Origin of the sequence: Niastella koreensis GR20-10 (genome assembly GCF_000246855.1) — a bacterium.
In the GTDB taxonomy this organism is placed as follows: Bacteria; Bacteroidota; Bacteroidia; order Chitinophagales; family Chitinophagaceae; genus Niastella; species Niastella koreensis.
The window spans coordinates 7,545,453-7,563,114 of the sequence record NC_016609.1 but is presented as its reverse complement, the minus strand read 5'-3'; the positions used below and the strand labels follow the sequence as shown (position 1 = coordinate 7,563,114).

The following is a 17,662-nucleotide window of genomic DNA, read 5'->3' as shown; positions in this document are numbered from 1 at the left end:
AGATAGAGGAAACCCTTTATCTCGCTTTTGCTTTTATAACCGCTTAACTTAATTTCTTCAGGGCATTTCTCAGTTGATCTATCATTTCGCCGATCTCCTCTTTTTTGCAGGTACCAACGCTTAAGCGGTACCAGGGCGACGAACGGTCGGCCCCAAACGCATAAAATGGCACCACCGCCAGCTTTGCTTCGTTCAACAAATAAGCAGTAACATCGCTTTGTTGAGTGAGTTGATTGACACCGGCTGTTTTTTTGCCAACCAGGTCAATTTTTATGGTGAGGTAAATGGCTGCCTGCGGCGCAATGGCGTCTACAGAAAAACCTTCTTTTTTCAATTGCTGTAAGCCATTGTAAATATTCCGCAAACGCTCTTCTGCTTCTCCTTTAAAATGCTTCAGATAATTATCGATGGCTTCATTATTATACAGGAAACGGGCACAGGCTTTTTGTTCGGCCATAGGAGCCCAGGCGCCCAGGTGGCTTAAAATGGCGTTCATTTTATCGCGGATAATCTGCGGACCAAATGCCCAGCCTACACGCACGCCGGTAGCGGCAAAACACTTACTGATGGCATCAATAAAGATGGTATACTCCTTCATGGCTGGCCTAAGCGAAACAGGGTTGTAGTGTATAATATCGCCATAGGTGAGCTGCCAGTACATTTGATCGTACATTACATACAACTTCTTCTCATCGGCGCCCCGGCGGCTGTTTTCCTCCAATACCATATCGCAGATGGCTTCCAGGTCGTGTTTGGTAAAAGTAGTACCCGTTGGGTTTTGCGGCGAGCACAATGCCAGTAAACTAGCGCCTTTTAAATGAGGTTTAATGTCTTTGGCAATGGGCATAAAGTTATTTTCGGCCCGGGCTTCAATTACCACGTGCTCTGCCCCTATAAAATGCGTATAATGGTTATTGTTCCACGAAGGAACAGCATAAATAACTTTATCTTCCTTATCGCAAACGGCGCGGTATAAAGAATAAATCAGCGGCCGGCCGCCTGAAGCTACCAGTATTTCGGCTGGTTTATAGCTGAGCTGTTCCCGTTCTTTCAAAAAGTGAGCAATGGCCTCCCGCAGATCGAGGTTTCCATCTCCGGCGGGATAATTGGTAAAATGTTCCCGGTAGGCCTTAATGATCTCTTCTTCCAGTTCTTTGGGAATAGGGAATATGGCAGGATCAAAATCACCAACAGTAAAGTTATAGATCCTTTCTCCGGCACGGATCTTATCTCGTATTTCGCCGCCCAGTTTTACAATTTCCGACCCGATTAAAGTTTCTGCAAGATGGCTAAGTTTCATCAGTAAATATTATAACACAAAAATAGCCTATCGCAGTCAATTAGGGGGCGTAAACAGGTCATCCCTTCTATAACATCTAACTTTTCAACTATGTTAACATGTATATCCCATTACCTTTGCAAGGATTTAACAACTTAAGCGTTTTAATTTTCAATAATTCAGGTATTTTTCTGTTATTGCAACACTATGAAAAGACTTTTATCGCTGGCTATCCTGTTGATAAGCTGTACGTTAGTAGCTGAGGCACAGTCGGGTTATAACATTCCTATTACACTAAAGCCTTATAAGAACACCTACGTTTATCTGGGTTATTATTATGGCAGGTTAAAAGCCCTGGCCGATTCCACCATGCTGGATGAAAATGGCAAAGGTGTGTTTTCGGGAAAGGAACCGTTGCCAGGCGGTATTTATTTTATTGTTTCTCCCCGTAAAGAGATCCTGTTTGAATTGCTGTTAGATAAACAACAACAATTTTCTATCTCAGCGGACTCGGCAAGTTTGCCGAATAATGTAGTTTTTACGGGTTCACAGGAAAATAACCTCTTCCATTTGTATACCCGGTTTACCAACCAGATAGGTAATGAGATCAATAAAACCAGCACCGAATTAAAGGCGGCAAAGACTGCGAAAGATTCTACCAAGCTGAAAACCCGGTTAAAATGGTTAACCGATAAAATGCAATTGTACCGGGATAGCATGGTGGCTAAAAACCCCAATTCATTTTTAACGGCCCTGTTTCAGGCAATGAAAGAACCGGTAATACCACCGGGCGCCAAACATCCGGGCGGAAAATATGACTCCCTTTACGCATACAGATATTTTAAAGCACATTACTGGGATGGCGTTTCCTTCAATGACGGAAGGCTGGTGCGAACCCCCTTCTTTGAAGCAAAGCTGGAGAAATATTATAAAGAACTGGTAGTACCGAACCCCGATTCAATAATTGCAGAAGTAGACCATATGTTGCTGTATTCAAGAAGCAACACCGAAATGTTTAAATTTCTGATGGTGCATTTTGTACAGAAATATATAAATCCTGAGTACATGGGGCAGGATGCGGTATTTGTTCACCTGTTTGAAAAATACATCAATACCGGCCAGGCCGACTTCTTTACCCAACAGTATAAAGATTTTACCTTCAAAAGGGCTTATAGCATGATGGCTAACCTGATTGGGCAACCGGCGGCCCCGTTGGACCTTGTTGACACCCTCGACAGGCCCTCACCCCTGCACAATATAAAAAGCGATTTTGTTGTGATCTGTTTCTGGGATCCTACCTGCAGCCACTGTAAAGAAACCGTACCCAGGGTTGACTCGATATTTAAAGCCAAATGGAAGAACGAGGGTGTTGCCTTATACGGTGTAATGGTAGATGGCGGCAAAGACAACTGGAAAAAATTCATCAACGATAATAAGCTCACTGGCTGGACGCACGTGTACCAGTTACCTTCCCAGCAAAAAGAAGAGGAAGCGGCCAGCAAGCCCAATTACCGGCAGCTATACGATGTGTATCAAACGCCAATCCTGTATTTGCTCGATAAAGACAAAAACATCATAGCCAAGAAACTCAGCTACCAGCAACTGGACGAAGTGATTGATCTTAAACTAAAAAATAAAAAATCTAACTAGCATTATGACTGTTATCAGTAAAGCGGCTCTTGCTACATTATTGATCTTCATGACTGCGGCTGCAAACGCTCAGGTGTTGTTCACCTACGGCGGCAAAGCGGTTACAAAAAATGAATTTCTAAAGGCCTACAACAAGAATAATTCTGAGACAAAGCCCACCGATCAGGCGTACCACGATTACCTGGAACTGTACATTCGCTTCAAGCTGAAAGTACAGGCGGCGCTTGATAAAAAAATGGATACCCTGCCTAACCAGCAGGCCGAAGTGAGCAGCTTTCGTAACCAGATAATGGATAGCTATGTACGCGACGAAGGCAGTATCAACGACCTCACCACGGAAGCCCTTGTTCGCAGTAAAAAAGACATCCACATCGCCCACATCTTTGTAGCTGCCGGAAAAAATGCAACCCTGGATGATATAAAGAAGGCGCAGGATAAAATCAACGCCGCTTATAGCGAATTGCAAAAGGGCCAGGATTTTGGAAAAGTAGCCACCCAGTATTCAGAAGATGCTACTGTAGCTGAAAACAAAGGCGATATAGGGTACATTACCTCGCTGGTGCTGCCTTACGAACTGGAAAATGCCGTGTACAGCACCCCGATTAATAAATATACCGCAGTTATTCGCAGTAAAGCAGGCTTTCACATTTTTAAGAACCTGGGCGAAAGAGAAGGACTGGGCAGAATGAAAGTGGCGCAAATATTACTGGCATTCCCTCCCGATGCTTCCGAAGCACAAAAAGAAACGATCAGAAAAAGAGCCGATTCAATTTATAATGCTTTGACCAGTGGCAACGATTTCAAAGTACTGGTAACCAAATTCAGCAATGATAATATCTCCTGGCAGGCAGGTGGTGAAATGATGGAGTTTGGGGTTGGACAATATGAACTGCCTTTTGAAAGTGCCGCATTTGCACTTAAAAAAGACAGCGAGGTCAGCAAACCGGTATTGAGCAGTTTTGGTTATCACATTATAAAGCGGCTGGCGTACAAACCTGCCACTGGCGATACTGCAAATGTTCAGTTGCGCGACGAAATGAAGCAACGAATAATAGCAACCGACCGCCTGGAGGTATCACAAAAAATGTTGCTGAAAAAAATATTACAGGTAACCGGGTTTAAAAAACTAAAAGTAAACGAGCAACACCTGTATACAATAGCTGATAGTATTTTAGACAATAAACGTATCCCGGTTTTTGCAGATGTAGCGCTTAAAACACCACTTTTCTCCTTCACCAAAAAAACTGTTACTGTAAAAGATTTTCAGGCTTACCTGGAAACCTTACGTAACTATGAAAACATGAAGGCCGGCAAAACAAGGGCGCAGCTATTAGAGGAGTTTACTGAAGTAAGCGCTTTCGATTACTACCGCCAACACCTCGAAGAATTCAATAAAGACTTTAAGGACCAGTTGAACGAGTTTAAAGAAGGAAACCTGTTGTTTGAAATTATGCAGCGCAACATCTGGGACCCTGCTTCAATTGATTCTGCCGGCTTGCGTAACTATTACAATGCTCATAAAGACAAATACTGGTGGGAAAGCAGCGCCGATGCAATTATCTTCACTGCCACCAACCAGGAAGCATCAGAAGAGTTTAGAACAAAGATCAAAGACAACTATAAGGACTGGCAAAAGTATATCAATGGAAGTGCCGGTCATTTACAGGGCGACTCCGGCCGTTTTGAACTGAGCCAGATACCCGTTAAGGAAAGAACCAATTTCACCGTAGGGCTGGTTACTGCCAATGTGAGAAATGAAAACGATAATACAGTAGCGTTCGCCTACATAATTAAGTTATACCCTAACCGCGAAATGCGTGGGTTTAACGATGCCCGGGGTTTTGTAATTAACGATTACCAGGTATTCCTCGAAGAAAAATGGATAGCAGACCTGAAGAAGAAATACCCGGTTAAAATAAATGAAGCGGAACTGAAAAAACTGCCTAAATAACCAGCGCATATCACTACTACTTATTGAATTTCATACATGTAAGATGCTACTTGAAAAAGTAGCATCTTCTTTTTATATATGTTGCCGGGTACCATTAAACCTCAAACAACTCTCCCGGTCATAGGAGCACTTTAAATAACACCCTGTAAAAACACGCTTATGATCGCTAAAAGATTGGTTTATTTATTCGTCTTAGGTACTATTAGTGTAAATTCCTTTGCACAGGAAGAAGCCGCCTGGTTAAAAGGCGGAGTAAACTTTGCCAACGTTTCCTACAATAGTAAGGGAGAAGTAGATGACGCCAACCTGTTAACCTCTTTTCATGTAGGATTAATGGCGGATCTTCCTGTTAGCAAAGTGCTGGCCATTCAACCCGGTTTGTTTTTTACGGGTAAAGGGTCCAAAATACAAAGTGGCAGCCCCAGCGACGTTAATTATTACAAGGCAACCACTAACCCGTTGTACGTTGAGTTACCAATAAATGCCGTAGTTAAATTACCTATAGAAAAAGAATCGAATTTCTTTTTTGGTGCTGGTCCTTATATAGCAATGGGCGTTGGCGGTAAACGTAAAATTGAAGGAAAAACCCTTGGCCTTGCATTCAGCAACAATCAAAAAATAGAGTACAGCAATGATGATCCTACTACATTTAAAACCGAAGAGGGCGCTGGGTTAGGTGTAATGCGGAGATTTGACTATGGTTTAAATGGCACTGCAGGCTTTCAATTAAAAAATATGCTGATAGCACTCAATTATGGTTATGGGTTAGCCAAATTACAATCGGGTACAAACAGTTCAGAAGATAATGAAAACAAGCACCGGGTATTAAGCGTTTCAATAGGCTTTAAATTATAAAAGCGCTATCGACAATTTCGTTTAAAAAAACTGCTTCCTGTACTGGAAGCAGTTTTTTTATATGTGCAATAACTTACTTTATTTCCTTAACTACATTGTAGATCACCTTGGGCTTACCCAGGGTATAATAATGCAGCACCGGTACACCGGCTTTTTTCAATTCTTTCGATTGCAATAACAGCCATTCTGTTCCCACTTTTTCAACTTCAACATCTGTTTTGCAGTTCATGATCTCATTGGCCAGGTCATCGGGAATATCTACGTGGAAGGTGCGGGGAATAACCGACAGCTGTTTTTTGCTGGTAATAGGTTTCAATCCCGGAATGATGGGTATGGTGATGCCATTTTCGCGGCAACGTTTTACAAAGTCGAAATATTTTTGGTTATCGAAAAACATTTGCGTTACTACATACTCGGCGCCGGCAGCTACTTTGGCCTTCAGGAAAGCCAGATCGGTTTGCAGGTTGGGTGCTTCAAAATGTTTCTCGGGGTAGCCGGCCACACCGCAGCAGAAATCGGTTTTAAAGCCATCACGGATGTCTTCTTCCAGGTAAATACCGGTATTCAGGTTTTGAACCTGTTTCAACAGGTCAATAGCATAACTGTTGCCGCCTTTCTCCGGTTCAAATACAGTTTCATTCTTAGCTGCATCGCCACGTAAAACCAGTACGTTGTCAACACCAATAAAGTTCAGATCGATCAGAGCGTCTTCAGTTTCCCGCTTGTTAAAACCGCCGCAAATAAGGTGCGGGACTGCATCAACCCTATAATGGTTCATGAGGGCTGCACAAATACCAACAGTGCCAGGGCGTTTGCGAACTTCTACTTTTTCAAAAGTGCCATCGGCTTTCTTTTTAAAAACATGCTCGCTGCGGTGGTAGGTAACATTAATAAAAGCAGGCTTGAACTCCATCAGCGGGTCAAGGTGCTCGTATATTGAATTGATGGTTTTACCTTTTAAGGGGGGTAATATTTCAAAGGAAATAAGCGAATCTTTCGCCTGGCGAATGTGATCGATAACTTTCATGTAAATAAAAAGGAGAATCTATATTATTAAAGTGAAAATCGGCCAATTGGTGAATGATTGAAAACAAGCAAATTAGTAAAAAAGCCTGTTTTCAGCCATAAAACCGGTCTGCAAACATAATGCAGTAAATCCGGATGGCAAATACCTGTTAAATTACCGTGTAGGAGCTATTCAATTTGAATTAGTTCTGGTATTTTTGCCGGAAACCTTAAGAACAATTGATCAGCGAGATTCATACACAGGAACTAGTAAAAATTTACCGTAACCGTACCGTGGTAAATCATGTTTCGGTAAACGTAAAACAAGGTGAAATAGTAGGGTTGCTGGGGCCAAATGGCGCCGGTAAAACCACTTCATTCTACATGGTGGTAGGGTTGATAAAACCCGACGAGGGCAAGGTTTTTCTCGACCAGCAGGAGATTACTCAATTACCTATGTATAAGCGGGCCCAGATGGGTATTGGCTACCTGCCCCAGGAAGCCTCCGTGTTTCGTAAACTAAGTGTGGAAGATAATATTAAGGCGGTGCTTGAAATGACAAAGCTTACCAAAGCTCAGCAACGCCAGAAGCTGGAAGCCCTGCTCGATGAATTCCGTTTGCATCACGTACGTAAAAATAATGGCGACTCCCTGAGCGGTGGCGAACGTAGAAGAACGGAAATTGCCCGTGCCCTGGCTGTTGACCCCAAATTCATATTACTGGATGAACCTTTTGCCGGTGTTGACCCCATTGCCGTAGAAGATATTCAGGCAGTGGTGGCCCGGTTGAAATATAAGAACATTGGTATTTTGATCACCGACCACAACGTAAACGAAACGCTCTCTATTTGCGACCGCGCCTATTTATTGATCGATGGAAAGATTTTTCAACACGGAACGGCCGAAGAACTCGCTGAAAATGAGCAGGTACGCCGCCTGTACCTGGGTCGCAACTTTGAATTGAGACGTAAGGACTACTTACACGAAGAAGCGCTTAAAGGCATTGATGTTTCCTCAAACCGGTAGATGTTGGCACGCTGGTCCGTTTATTGCATTATAAAAGATAGTGAGTCAATTAGTTATTAGGGATTTTGGTCATATAACTGTCAGTATAAGGTATATTTATGCTGCCAGTGAACTCTCATACTTTTATTCCCCCAAATTCTTTATTTTGCCACCAGTGAAACTTCGATAGTGAGATTATTATCGCCTGCCATATCATCGTTGGCCCGCTTACGCTTATGGCGTATTGAGGGATGGAAGAATAATCCTGTTGATGCCCAACGCGAGGTATTGCAGGATCTGGTTACTTCTGCCCAATACACTGAGTTTGGCAGAAAGTATAATTTTTCTGCCCTGTTCAATGTAAAGACCTTCAAACAAACGGTGCCTATTCATGAGTATGAAGACCTGCAACCATACGTGCAGCGTATCATGCGTGGCGAACAGAACCTGTTATGGAACACACCTGTATACTGGTTTGCCAAAAGCAGCGGTACTACCAGCGATAAAAGCAAATTCATTCCGGTAACGGATGAAAGCCTGGAAGACTGCCACTACAAGGCAGCCAAGGATGTGCTGACGATGTATTACCAGTTCAATCCCGAATCGGATCTGTTAACCGGTAAGGGATTGGTTATTGGTGGAAGCCATACTATTAACCCGCTGAATAACGATGCTCAATATGGCGACCTGAGCGCTGTATTGTTACAGAACTCCCCTTTCTGGGGCCATTGGTTACGGGTGCCCGATCTTAGTATTGCCTTAATGGATGAGTGGGAAAGCAAGATCGAAAAGCTCGCCTACAGTACCATAAAAGAAAACGTTACTTCTATTTCAGGGGTGCCTACCTGGACGCTGGTTTTGTTCCGCCGCATACTGGAATTGACCGGTAAAAGCACCATGGCCGAAGTATGGCCATCCCTTGAATTATATATGCATGGCGGCGTATCGTTCACGCCGTATAAAGAGCAATTCCAAAAGCTGATAGGCAAGCCTATCCACTACCTGGAGATGTATAATGCCAGCGAAGGTTTTTTTGCCGCGCAGGATATTCCCGGTGAAGATGGCATGTTGTTATTTACCGATCATGGGGTTTTTATGGAGTTTATGCCATTGGAAGAATATGGTAAAAAACATCCCGAAACCATCGGTTTACAGGACGTGGAACTGGGTAAGAATTATGCCATGATAGTAAGCACCAACGGTGGTTTATGGCGTTATTTGTTGGGCGATACAGTACAATTCACTTCCTTATATCCCTTCAGAATAAAAGTAAGCGGCCGGGTTAAACATTTCATCAATGCCTTTGGCGAAGAAGTGATTGTTGACAATACCGATAAAGCTATTGCAGTAGCCAGTGAAAGAACCGGCGCCATTGTAAACGACTATACTGCTGCCCCGGTTTATTTTAGCGAAAGTGGTAACGGTGGTCATGAGTGGTTGATTGAATTTGAAAAAGAGCCCCATGATCTTAGCCATTTTGCCACTGAGCTCGACAGCGCCCTCAAAAGCGTGAACAGTGACTATGAGGCCAAACGCCATAAAAATATCGCCTTGCGCGAACCGTTGGTAAGATCCCTTTCCAAAGGGGTGTTTACCACCTGGTTAAAAAGCAAAGGCAAACTGGGCGGTCAGCACAAGGTTCCTCGCTTAAGCAACGACCGTAAGTATATTGAAGAAATTCTCTCCCTCTAGGGCCCAGAGCAAATTCCCCCATTTTATTCCCATTTCCTGTACTTTTGCTCACCCAAATACGATACTATGAAATTATTAGAAGGAAAAGTTGCTATTGTAACCGGTGCAGCCCGTGGCATTGGTGAAGCTATTGCGTATAAACTGGCTGAACATGGCGCCCACGTAGCATTTACCTACGTTAGCGACAGCAGTGCCGAAAAGGCCGCTCAGCTGGAGCAAAAAATAAAAGCACTGGGCGTAAAATCCAAAGCGTATAAAAGTAATGCCGGTAATTTCGCTGAATGCGAAACCTTTGTAAACGATGTGGTAAAAGAGTTCGGTACAGTTGATGTATGCGTGAACAATGCCGGTATTTCAAAAGATAACCTGTTACTGCGCCTTACCCCCGAGCAATGGGACGATGTAATGGATATAAACCTGAAGAGCGTATACAATATGACCAAACAGGTTATTCGCCCCATGATGAAAGCAAAGAAAGGTTCCATCATTAATATGAGTTCGATTGTTGGGATCCGTGGTAATGCCGGACAGGCCAGCTATGCCGCCAGTAAAGCCGGTATTATAGGGTTTACCAAATCGGTAGCATTGGAGCTGGGCAGCCGCAATGTACGTTGCAACGCCATTGCGCCCGGTTTTGTTGAAACCGATATGACCCATTACCTGAAAGATGGCGATGGCGCAAAAGCATTCCTGGAAAAAATTCCTTTAGGCCGTTTTGGCAGCGCGGGAGAAATTGCCGACACAACTTTGTTCCTGGCTTCTGATATGAGCTCATACATTACTGGACAGGTGATCAGCGCTTGCGGCGGTTTGAATATTTAATCCGGTTTTGTATCTTTAAGTTATATAGTGCCTTCTGCAGAGAAGGCATTTTTTTTACAACATGTACTAATGATTATAGTTATACTGATTATTTTTTTGTTGGGGTACGTGGCCATTGCCATGGAGCATGCTATCCGGTTAAATAAAGCGGCTACGGCCCTTATTACCGGGGTGTTGTGCTGGCTGGTGTATATGCTCAATACAACCGATAAACACCTTGTTAACGAACAGCTCACCACACACCTGGGCGATATTGCCGGCATCCTGTTCTTTCTGTTGGGCGCCATGACCATTGTAGAGCTCATCGATTCGTACGACGGGTTCGAGGTGATCACCAACCGCATCACTACCACTAAAAAAGTAAACCTGTTGTGGATAATAGGCGGATTATCTTTTTTTCTGTCTGCCATCCTGGATAACCTCACTACCGCCATTGTAATGGTATCATTGATCAGAAAACTGATCCGTAATAAACCGGCCCGCTTATTCTTTTGTGGCGTGGTAGTGATTGCTGCCAATGCCGGCGGCGCCTGGTCGCCCATTGGAGATGTTACCACCACCATGTTGTGGATCGGCGGACAGGTAACAGCAGCTCAAATAGCGGCCAACGTATTTCTGCCTAGCGTTGCCTGTGCTGTGGTGCCCATGTTACTGTTAAGTTTTCGCATGCGCGGCGCGGTAGAAGTGGGTGGAACCGAAGAAGCAAAAACCATAAAACCGCAAACACCCGTTCGGGAAAGGAATATAGTATTTGTATCAGGTATTTTGATCCTGTTGATGGTGCCGGTTTTTAAAACAGTCACGCACCTGCCGCCGTTCATGGGTATGTTGATGGGCCTGGGTATTATGTGGGTGATCACCGAGATCCTGCATCACCGAAAGGATATGCAGGACAAACATTTTTTGTCGGTACTACATGCCTTGCGAAAGATAGACACGCCAAGCATACTTTTCTTTTTGGGCATATTAATAAGCGTATCGGCGTTGCAATCTGTAGGCGCGTTGTTGAACGTGGCTACGCAACTGGACAAACAGATAGGCAACCCTTCCCTCATTGTAATAATAATCGGGGTATTATCCTCTATTGTTGATAACGTTCCGCTGGTGGCTGCCGCTATGGGAATGTATGGTTTTCACCAATACCCCGTCGATCATTTCTTCTGGCATTTTCTGGCCTATTGTGCCGGAACCGGTGGCAGCTTGTTGATCATAGGCTCGGCGGCTGGTGTGGCAGCTATGGGAATTGAAAAGATCGAATTCTTCTGGTACCTGAAAAAAATTGCCTGGTTGGCCTTTGTTGGGTACATAGCGGGTATTGGAGTTTTCTTGTTGCAACAGTTGTTCTAAGTTACTGTTCCAGGTTTCATGTTCCAGGGTTTCCTTGTAACCTGTAACCTGCAACTGTTACAATTTAATATTACGCGACTTTATATAATGATGCCACAACAAATAAGCTGCGATTCCACGGTAAGGCCGCCAGGGTTCTGCCAGTAATAGAATGTCTTCCCTTGAGGTTTTAGCAGGTAATTGTTTTACTTCTTTCAATGCATTCACCATGGCCAGGTCGCCAATGGGGAATATATCGGTACGTTGTAATGCAAATAGCAGGTATACATCGGCCGTCCAGTCGCCAATGCCTTTTACTTGTTTTAAAGTACCCCGCACAACATCGTCGTGCGAGGCAGTTAATTTATTCAGTTGAATTTTCTTTGAAAGGAATGCCTCGGCCAGGTGCCGGGCGTATACTGTTTTTTGCCGGCTGAAGTAGCAGGCCCGCAATTCTTCATCAGATAGCTTCAGCAATCTTGCGGGCGTAACCTGCCCTATCTTTTCTTTCAGCTTATTGAATGCAGCCCTTGCCGATGCCAGTGATACCTGTTGCTCCAGAACAATATGAATGAGGGTAGCAAAACTGGCCGGCCGTGTCCACATGGGCGGATAGCTGTGCTGCAGTAAGATGTCTTTAAAGATAAGGTCCCGTTCAGCCAGTTCATTACAAAAAAGTTGAAAGTTATCGTTGTTGAATTGTAACATGATCGAATAACCAGGCAGGTACTATTTTACTTTTGCTTTGAATTTCTCAATGGCCGCGCGGGTATGCGTGCTCAATACCAGTTTACCACTGATAACAGCGCGTTGATGCAGTAAGGTGTCCCAGTTCTCGGTTCCCCGCCAGAACATTTTTTTCATTTCAGCCATTGCCTGCGGATTGCTGTGTGCGAGATTATAAGATAACCTTTGAATAGATTCATCCATATCATCAACAGAAGTGTGCAATTCTGAAAAAAGCCCTTTCTTTTTAGCCCATTCTGCATTGCGCCACATGGTAGCATCGATGGCGAGGTTTTCAAAAGCAGCGGTTCCTATTTTTCTTTCCACCGCAGGCCCTACTACAAAGGGACCGATCCCCACAGCCAGTTCGCTTAATTTAATATCGGCGCCTTCCAGTGCAATGGCGTAATCTGCAGCAGCGGCAATACCAACACCACCCCCCACACATTTACCCTGAATACGAACTATAATAAATTGCGGGCAGGTGCGCATGGCATTAAGCACGTTTGCAAAGCCGCTAAAGAATTGAGTGCCTTCCTCCTGGTTTTTAATAGCCACTAATTCATCAAAAGATGCGCCGGCACAAAATGCTTTATCGCCAATGGACCGCAACACAATTACTTTAGTGTCTTCATCATTGCCTGCCCCATGGATAGTTTGAGCCAGTTCTTCAAGCAATCTGGCTGGCAGGGAATTACTTTGCGGATGGTAGAATTCAATGGTGTTAACGCCATTATGATCAATATGCGATTTTACATATCCTGCAGACATAAAATAATATATTTTGAATAAGAGATGAAAGCAAGCAGTCCGATCCTCACAGATCAGCTGTATAAAGTTATTAAAATAGTACAGTAAACAAAGGCCTGCAGTTGCCTGCAGGCCCTTAATAAAATGTTATTGTGATTTTTTGGCAACCATGGTGAGAATAGTAGCCACGGCAACGGGATCGCCGGTTTCGTCAGAAACCTGAACCAGCCATTTTACAATGCCTTTGGGAATATCGTTCTCGTCTTTTTTCTCCTGCTCAATTTTTTCTTTGCAGGTAAGCTGTACGCCAATGGTGGCCCCGGCATACACCGGTTTTACAAACCGGCATTCTTCCAATCCGTAGTTTAGCAATACCGGACCTTTTTTAGCATCAACAAACAATCCGGCGGCGGCGCTTAAAATAAAATATCCATGGGCAACCGGTTTTTCAAAGATGGTGCCTTGTAAAGAAGTATGATCGGTGTGAGCGTAAAAATGGTCCCAGCTTACATTGGCAAAGTTCACAATGTCGGCTTCGGTAACAGTGCGCTTATGAGTAATGAGTGTATCTCCTATCTGCAGCTCTTCAAAGTATTTTCTAAAAGGATGTTTTTCATCTTCGCGCGTTTGCGCACCGGTTTGGTACACATTGGTGATGGCAGTAATCGCAGTGGGTGACCCCTGCAGGGCTACACGTTGCATATAATGTTTCACTCCCCTTGTCCCACCCATTTCTTCACCGCCGCCAGCACGTCCGGGGCCGCCATGCACCAGCAAAGGTAACGGCGAGCCATGACCGGTACTTTCTTTCGCGCATTCATTATTCAGCACCAGTATTCTGCCATGATAAGTAGCAGCGCCTAATACATAGTCGCGGGCAATTTTATTATCTGCAGTCACAATGGAGCAAACCAGTGAGCCTTTTCCTTTTTTAGCCAGGGCAACCGCTTCATCGGTGCTGTTGTATGGCATAATGGTGCTAACGGGACCAAACGCTTCAACACTATGCACTGCTTCGCTCTCAAAAGGGTTTTCATTTTTTAATAACAGGGGGCTCATGAATGCACCTTTTTTAGCATCGGCATCTACGACCTGCACACTATCTAGCGACCCATAAACAATTTGGGAAGAGGCCAGTAATTTTTGCACCTGTGCCAGTACTTCTTCGCGCTGGCTTTGTCCGGCCAGGGAACCCATCCGTACTTTATCATTTTCAGGATTACCAATAGTTGTTTGGCTAAGCGCTTTTCCCAATGCCAGCCATACATCTTCCATTTTGTTTTGCGGAACAAAAATGCGGCGGATGGCTGTACATTTTTGTCCGGCCTTGGTGGTCATTTCGCGGCGAACCTCTTTTATAAAAATATCCCATTCGGGCATGTTGGGCGTTACATCGTCGCCCAGTACAATGCAGTTAAGGGAATCGGCTTCCATGGTAAAGGGAACATTTTCTGCCAGTATGCGTGGGTGTGATTTCAATTGCAAACCGGTTGATGCAGAACCTGTAAACGTAATTACATCCTGTGCCGTAACATGATCGAGCAGGTCGCCGGCCGAACCGCATAACAACTGTAAAGATCCTTCAGGTAAAATGCCGGAAGCAATAATTTCCTGCACTACCGCTTCGGTAAGATAGGAAGTGATGGTAGCTGGTTTTACAACAGCCGGTACGCCAGCCAGGAGGTTCACCGCAATTTTTTCAAGCATGCCCCATACCGGAAAGTTGAATGCATTGATATGAACCGCAACGCCTTCTTTGGGCACCAGGATATGCTGTCCCATAAAAGTGCCGCCTTTACCAAGAGGGATGGCGTCGCCATCTACACAGTAGGGTTCGTTGGGGAACTTGCGGCGCAGGGAAGCGTAGGAGAACAGGTTGCCGATACCGCCTTCAATATCAACCCAGCTGTCGGCTTTGGTGGCGCCGGTTTTATAACTGATAGCATAGAATTTGTCGAGGTGGTTGCGAAGGTGTAAAGCCAGTGCTTTCAACATCAATCCGCGTTCGTGAAAAGTGAGTTTACGCAGCGCAGGGTTGCCGGTTTTTCTTGCATAGTCAAGGATGGCGTTGAAATCGAGACCGCGGGTAGAAGCATAGCCAATCGTTTCGCCATTTATCGCATTGTACAACGCCTGTCCTTCTCCGTCGCCGGTGATCCACCGGCCGGTTACATAGTTACCCAATTTTTTCATTCAAAATGTAGTTTTTGTTTTTTCCAATGGTCCCGACATAGTCGGGAGAATCGTTAATCATGAACCGCTAGTTGAGCAATTACCGGCTCACGACTATTTGATGATAATCGCGACTGCTAATGTAGCATATCCCCGGCTAATACCGTTATACTTAAAACCGGTATAAGCCAGTTGGGCATTGAGGCGGTTGGTTTTTTGAGGGAGGTTAATGCCGCCGGCTGCGCCATAGGCTATGGCAGCCCGGGCCTTCGACATATCGTTTAAGAGATAATAAATGCCTCCGGTTCGTAGTGATGCATACACATTAGAAATGGGATAATATTTTATACCTGCCAGTAATGGAATGGCGTAGGACTTATTCTTGGCATCTGTATAAATAGCTTTGTCGCCCGTGAAGTAATTATATGCAGCTTCCGCCTCGGCTGCGAAGTATTTGGAGAACATTTTTTCGCCACCAACAATACCGCCAATGCCAACCTGGTTATCTGCAAGATTTGATAATCCAAACGAAACAGTAGCGCCCAGTCTTAACATGGGCCCCGGTTTTATTTGAGCAGTACCGGTTTGTATAAACACGATGATTGCTAAAAAGGTAAGCCGGAAACAATTAGCCATTACTCTACAGGATTAATGGTGCGAAAATAGGTAAACCCGATTATTAAACGGATTTAAAACCTACTAGCGTATAAAAGGGGTTAACTTTGACCGGATTTTTTAAATAGCTAAAACTAACATATTTATGTCGCGGTTTATTATTGCGTTGGTAGGTTTGGGCCTGTTCGCTGGCGCCTGCAACGATGCTTCACATGATGAACATGCTGCTCAAAGTAATGGATACACTGCCCCGGTTTTAAAAACCAGGGAAGATACCCTGTTTCATGAAGTAATGAAAGGCCACGATGCCGGTATGGCCAAACTAGGTAAGCTGCGGAAAAACATAGATGAAACTACCCACCGCCTCGATAGCCTTAGTAAGCTGCCTGCCAAAAAGGTAAATGCAGCCTACAAACAGGCACTAACCAGTTTGCAAACCGACCTGAAGAAGGCGGGTGACGAAATGGACAGCTGGATGCAAAAATTCAAACTCGATTCCATGGCCGGCAATAAAGAGCTGCGGACTAAATACCTGGAAGGAGAAAGAGTAAAAGTAACAGAAGTAAAAGAACATATCCTTTCTGTTTTACAACAGGCAGATTCACTTTTGAACGGCAGTAGGCAGAGCCAGTAGGCAGTAGGCAGTAGGCAGTAGGCAGTAGGCAGAGGGCAGAGGGCAGAGGGCAGAGAAAATGCTGGAGATGCAAGATCGCTTATTAATCTCAAATGTCGTGAGCCCACTCACCACTGACAAGCTGGCGCAAAACGCTTCTGGTAAATAATTTGCCGGATGTATCCTCATGCAAAAGATAGATACTCCTCTACAATTCATACAACATACCGATAATGAGCTGCTGGATGCGTATTCCAAAACCATCGCCGGCGTTGTAGGCAGTATAGCAGAATCAGTTGTACACATCGAGGTCTCCAAAAATGTAGTAGACCGGCGTACGCGACAGGAGCGTGTAACGCAGGGCAGCGGTTCTGGCTTTATTATTTCTTCTGATGGATTTATTGTTACCAATCACCACGTTATAGAAGGTGCAGGTGCTATAAACGTATCTCTGGCCGATGGGCGAAAGGTGTCTGCCGAACTAAAAGGCAGTGATCAAAGCACCGATATTGCCGTTCTTAAAATATATGAGAACGCTCTTAAGGCCCTGTCATTTGCCAACAGTGACCAGCTGCAGGTAGGGCAAATTGCCATTGCCATTGGTAACCCGCTGGGGTTGCAACATACAGTTACAGCTGGGGTGGTAAGCGCCCTGGGCAGAACCCTGCGTGCATCCGATGGCCGGCTGATCGATGATGTCATTCAAACAGACGCTTCGTTAAATCCCGGTAATTCTGGCGGTCCGCTGGTAAACTCGTTAGGGCAGGTCATTGGCGTAAACACGGCCATGATCCCCACGGCCCATGGGATCTGTTTTGCGGTATCTTCCAACATAGCGGAATATGTAAGTGGTAAACTGATTATGCAGGGAAGGGTAAAACGGGGCATCCTGGGCCTGGCAGGTCAATTGGTTAATTTAACCGGGCGGATGATAGCTGCCAACCGGTTAGAAACGCGTACCGGCGTGTATATCTCAGAGGTAGTGGCTGATGTACCGGCGTATAACAGTGAGCTACATGCCGGCGATATTATTGTAGGGTTTAACGATCATGCAATTGGGTCAATTGACGACCTGCACAAACAACTTAACGAAAAAACCATCGGGCAAAGAATAACCATGCAGGTATTGCGCGGCGGTCATAAAACAACCATTACTGTTATTCCGGGGGAAATGATATAGAAGGCAGAAAGCAGAAAAGTT

15 protein-coding genes are annotated in these 17,662 nt (G+C 44.7%); 9 read left to right on the top strand and 6 right to left on the bottom strand.

Annotated elements, in window-relative coordinates:
- Nucleotides 1-43: 43 nt before the first annotated feature.
- Nucleotides 44-1,300: a pyridoxal phosphate-dependent aminotransferase gene (locus tag NIAKO_RS29975; protein WP_014222223.1), complete on the bottom strand. Its 1,257-nt coding sequence runs from the start codon at nucleotides 1,298-1,300 to the stop codon at nucleotides 44-46.
- 186 nt (nucleotides 1,301-1,486) lie between these two features.
- On the opposite strand from NIAKO_RS29975, the gene NIAKO_RS29970 reads away from it, so the two are divergent.
- From NIAKO_RS29970 to NIAKO_RS37315, 3 genes are all read left to right on the top strand, one after another.
- Entirely contained in the window at nucleotides 1,487-2,929 is a 1,443-nt protein-coding gene (locus NIAKO_RS29970; RefSeq protein ID WP_014222222.1) for a DUF5106 domain-containing protein, read from the top strand.
- 4 nt (nucleotides 2,930-2,933) lie between these two features.
- Nucleotides 2,934-4,880, top strand: coding sequence for a peptidylprolyl isomerase (locus NIAKO_RS29965; RefSeq protein ID WP_014222221.1), 1,947 nt, complete (start codon nucleotides 2,934-2,936; stop codon nucleotides 4,878-4,880).
- A 159-nt stretch (nucleotides 4,881-5,039) separates the two neighbouring features.
- Nucleotides 5,040-5,735 (top strand): porin family protein, encoded by a 696-nt coding sequence (locus tag NIAKO_RS37315; protein ID WP_014222220.1) that lies wholly within the window; start codon nucleotides 5,040-5,042, stop codon nucleotides 5,733-5,735.
- Between the two features lie 73 nt (nucleotides 5,736-5,808).
- Here the strand turns inward: NIAKO_RS37315 and metF are convergent, their stop codons facing one another.
- Complete coding sequence (gene metF, locus NIAKO_RS29955) at nucleotides 5,809-6,762, bottom strand: methylenetetrahydrofolate reductase [NAD(P)H] (RefSeq protein WP_014222219.1); 954 nt, start codon at nucleotides 6,760-6,762, stop codon at nucleotides 5,809-5,811.
- Nucleotides 6,763-6,980: 218 nt separating this feature from the next.
- On the opposite strand from metF, the gene lptB reads away from it, so the two are divergent.
- The 4 genes from lptB (at nucleotide 6,981) to nhaD (ending at nucleotide 11,606) form a co-directional block, all read left to right on the top strand.
- The gene (lptB, locus tag NIAKO_RS29950) at nucleotides 6,981-7,766 is read left to right on the top strand and encodes an LPS export ABC transporter ATP-binding protein (protein ID WP_014222218.1); all 786 of its coding nucleotides are present in this window, start codon (nucleotides 6,981-6,983) and stop codon (nucleotides 7,764-7,766) included.
- A gap of 168 nt (nucleotides 7,767-7,934) precedes the next feature.
- On the top strand, nucleotides 7,935-9,437 hold the full coding sequence (locus NIAKO_RS29945; RefSeq protein ID WP_014222217.1) for a GH3 auxin-responsive promoter family protein: 1,503 nt from the start codon (nucleotides 7,935-7,937) through the stop codon (nucleotides 9,435-9,437).
- A gap of 66 nt (nucleotides 9,438-9,503) precedes the next feature.
- Nucleotides 9,504-10,259, top strand: a complete 756-nt coding sequence (gene fabG, locus NIAKO_RS29940) for a 3-oxoacyl-[acyl-carrier-protein] reductase (RefSeq protein ID WP_014222216.1) — start codon at nucleotides 9,504-9,506, stop codon at nucleotides 10,257-10,259.
- A 69-nt stretch (nucleotides 10,260-10,328) separates the two neighbouring features.
- The gene (gene nhaD / locus NIAKO_RS29935) at nucleotides 10,329-11,606 is read left to right on the top strand and encodes a sodium:proton antiporter NhaD (protein ID WP_041347466.1); all 1,278 of its coding nucleotides are present in this window, start codon (nucleotides 10,329-10,331) and stop codon (nucleotides 11,604-11,606) included.
- Nucleotides 11,607-11,663: 57 nt separating this feature from the next.
- Here nhaD and NIAKO_RS29930 read toward each other — a convergent pair whose 3' ends face one another.
- The 4 genes from NIAKO_RS29930 to NIAKO_RS29915 all read right to left on the bottom strand — a co-directional run bounded on the left by NIAKO_RS29930 (nucleotide 11,664) and on the right by NIAKO_RS29915 (nucleotide 15,869).
- The gene (locus tag NIAKO_RS29930; RefSeq protein ID WP_014222214.1) at nucleotides 11,664-12,293 is read right to left on the bottom strand and encodes a DNA-3-methyladenine glycosylase family protein; all 630 of its coding nucleotides are present in this window, start codon (nucleotides 12,291-12,293) and stop codon (nucleotides 11,664-11,666) included.
- A 21-nt stretch (nucleotides 12,294-12,314) separates the two neighbouring features.
- Entirely contained in the window at nucleotides 12,315-13,082 is a 768-nt protein-coding gene (locus NIAKO_RS29925) for an enoyl-CoA hydratase/isomerase family protein (protein WP_014222213.1), read from the bottom strand.
- 126 nt (nucleotides 13,083-13,208) lie between these two features.
- Complete coding sequence (gene paaZ, locus NIAKO_RS29920; RefSeq protein ID WP_014222212.1) at nucleotides 13,209-15,254, bottom strand: phenylacetic acid degradation bifunctional protein PaaZ; 2,046 nt, start codon at nucleotides 15,252-15,254, stop codon at nucleotides 13,209-13,211.
- A 93-nt stretch (nucleotides 15,255-15,347) separates the two neighbouring features.
- Complete coding sequence (locus NIAKO_RS29915; protein ID WP_014222211.1) at nucleotides 15,348-15,869, bottom strand: hypothetical protein; 522 nt, start codon at nucleotides 15,867-15,869, stop codon at nucleotides 15,348-15,350.
- 124 nt (nucleotides 15,870-15,993) lie between these two features.
- Between NIAKO_RS29915 and NIAKO_RS29910 the strand changes: the two genes are divergently transcribed.
- On the top strand, nucleotides 15,994-16,482 hold the full coding sequence (locus tag NIAKO_RS29910; protein WP_014222210.1) for a hypothetical protein: 489 nt from the start codon (nucleotides 15,994-15,996) through the stop codon (nucleotides 16,480-16,482).
- Between the two features lie 166 nt (nucleotides 16,483-16,648).
- Complete coding sequence (locus NIAKO_RS29905) at nucleotides 16,649-17,641, top strand: S1C family serine protease (protein WP_014222209.1); 993 nt, start codon at nucleotides 16,649-16,651, stop codon at nucleotides 17,639-17,641.
- Nucleotides 17,642-17,662 lie beyond the last annotated feature (21 nt).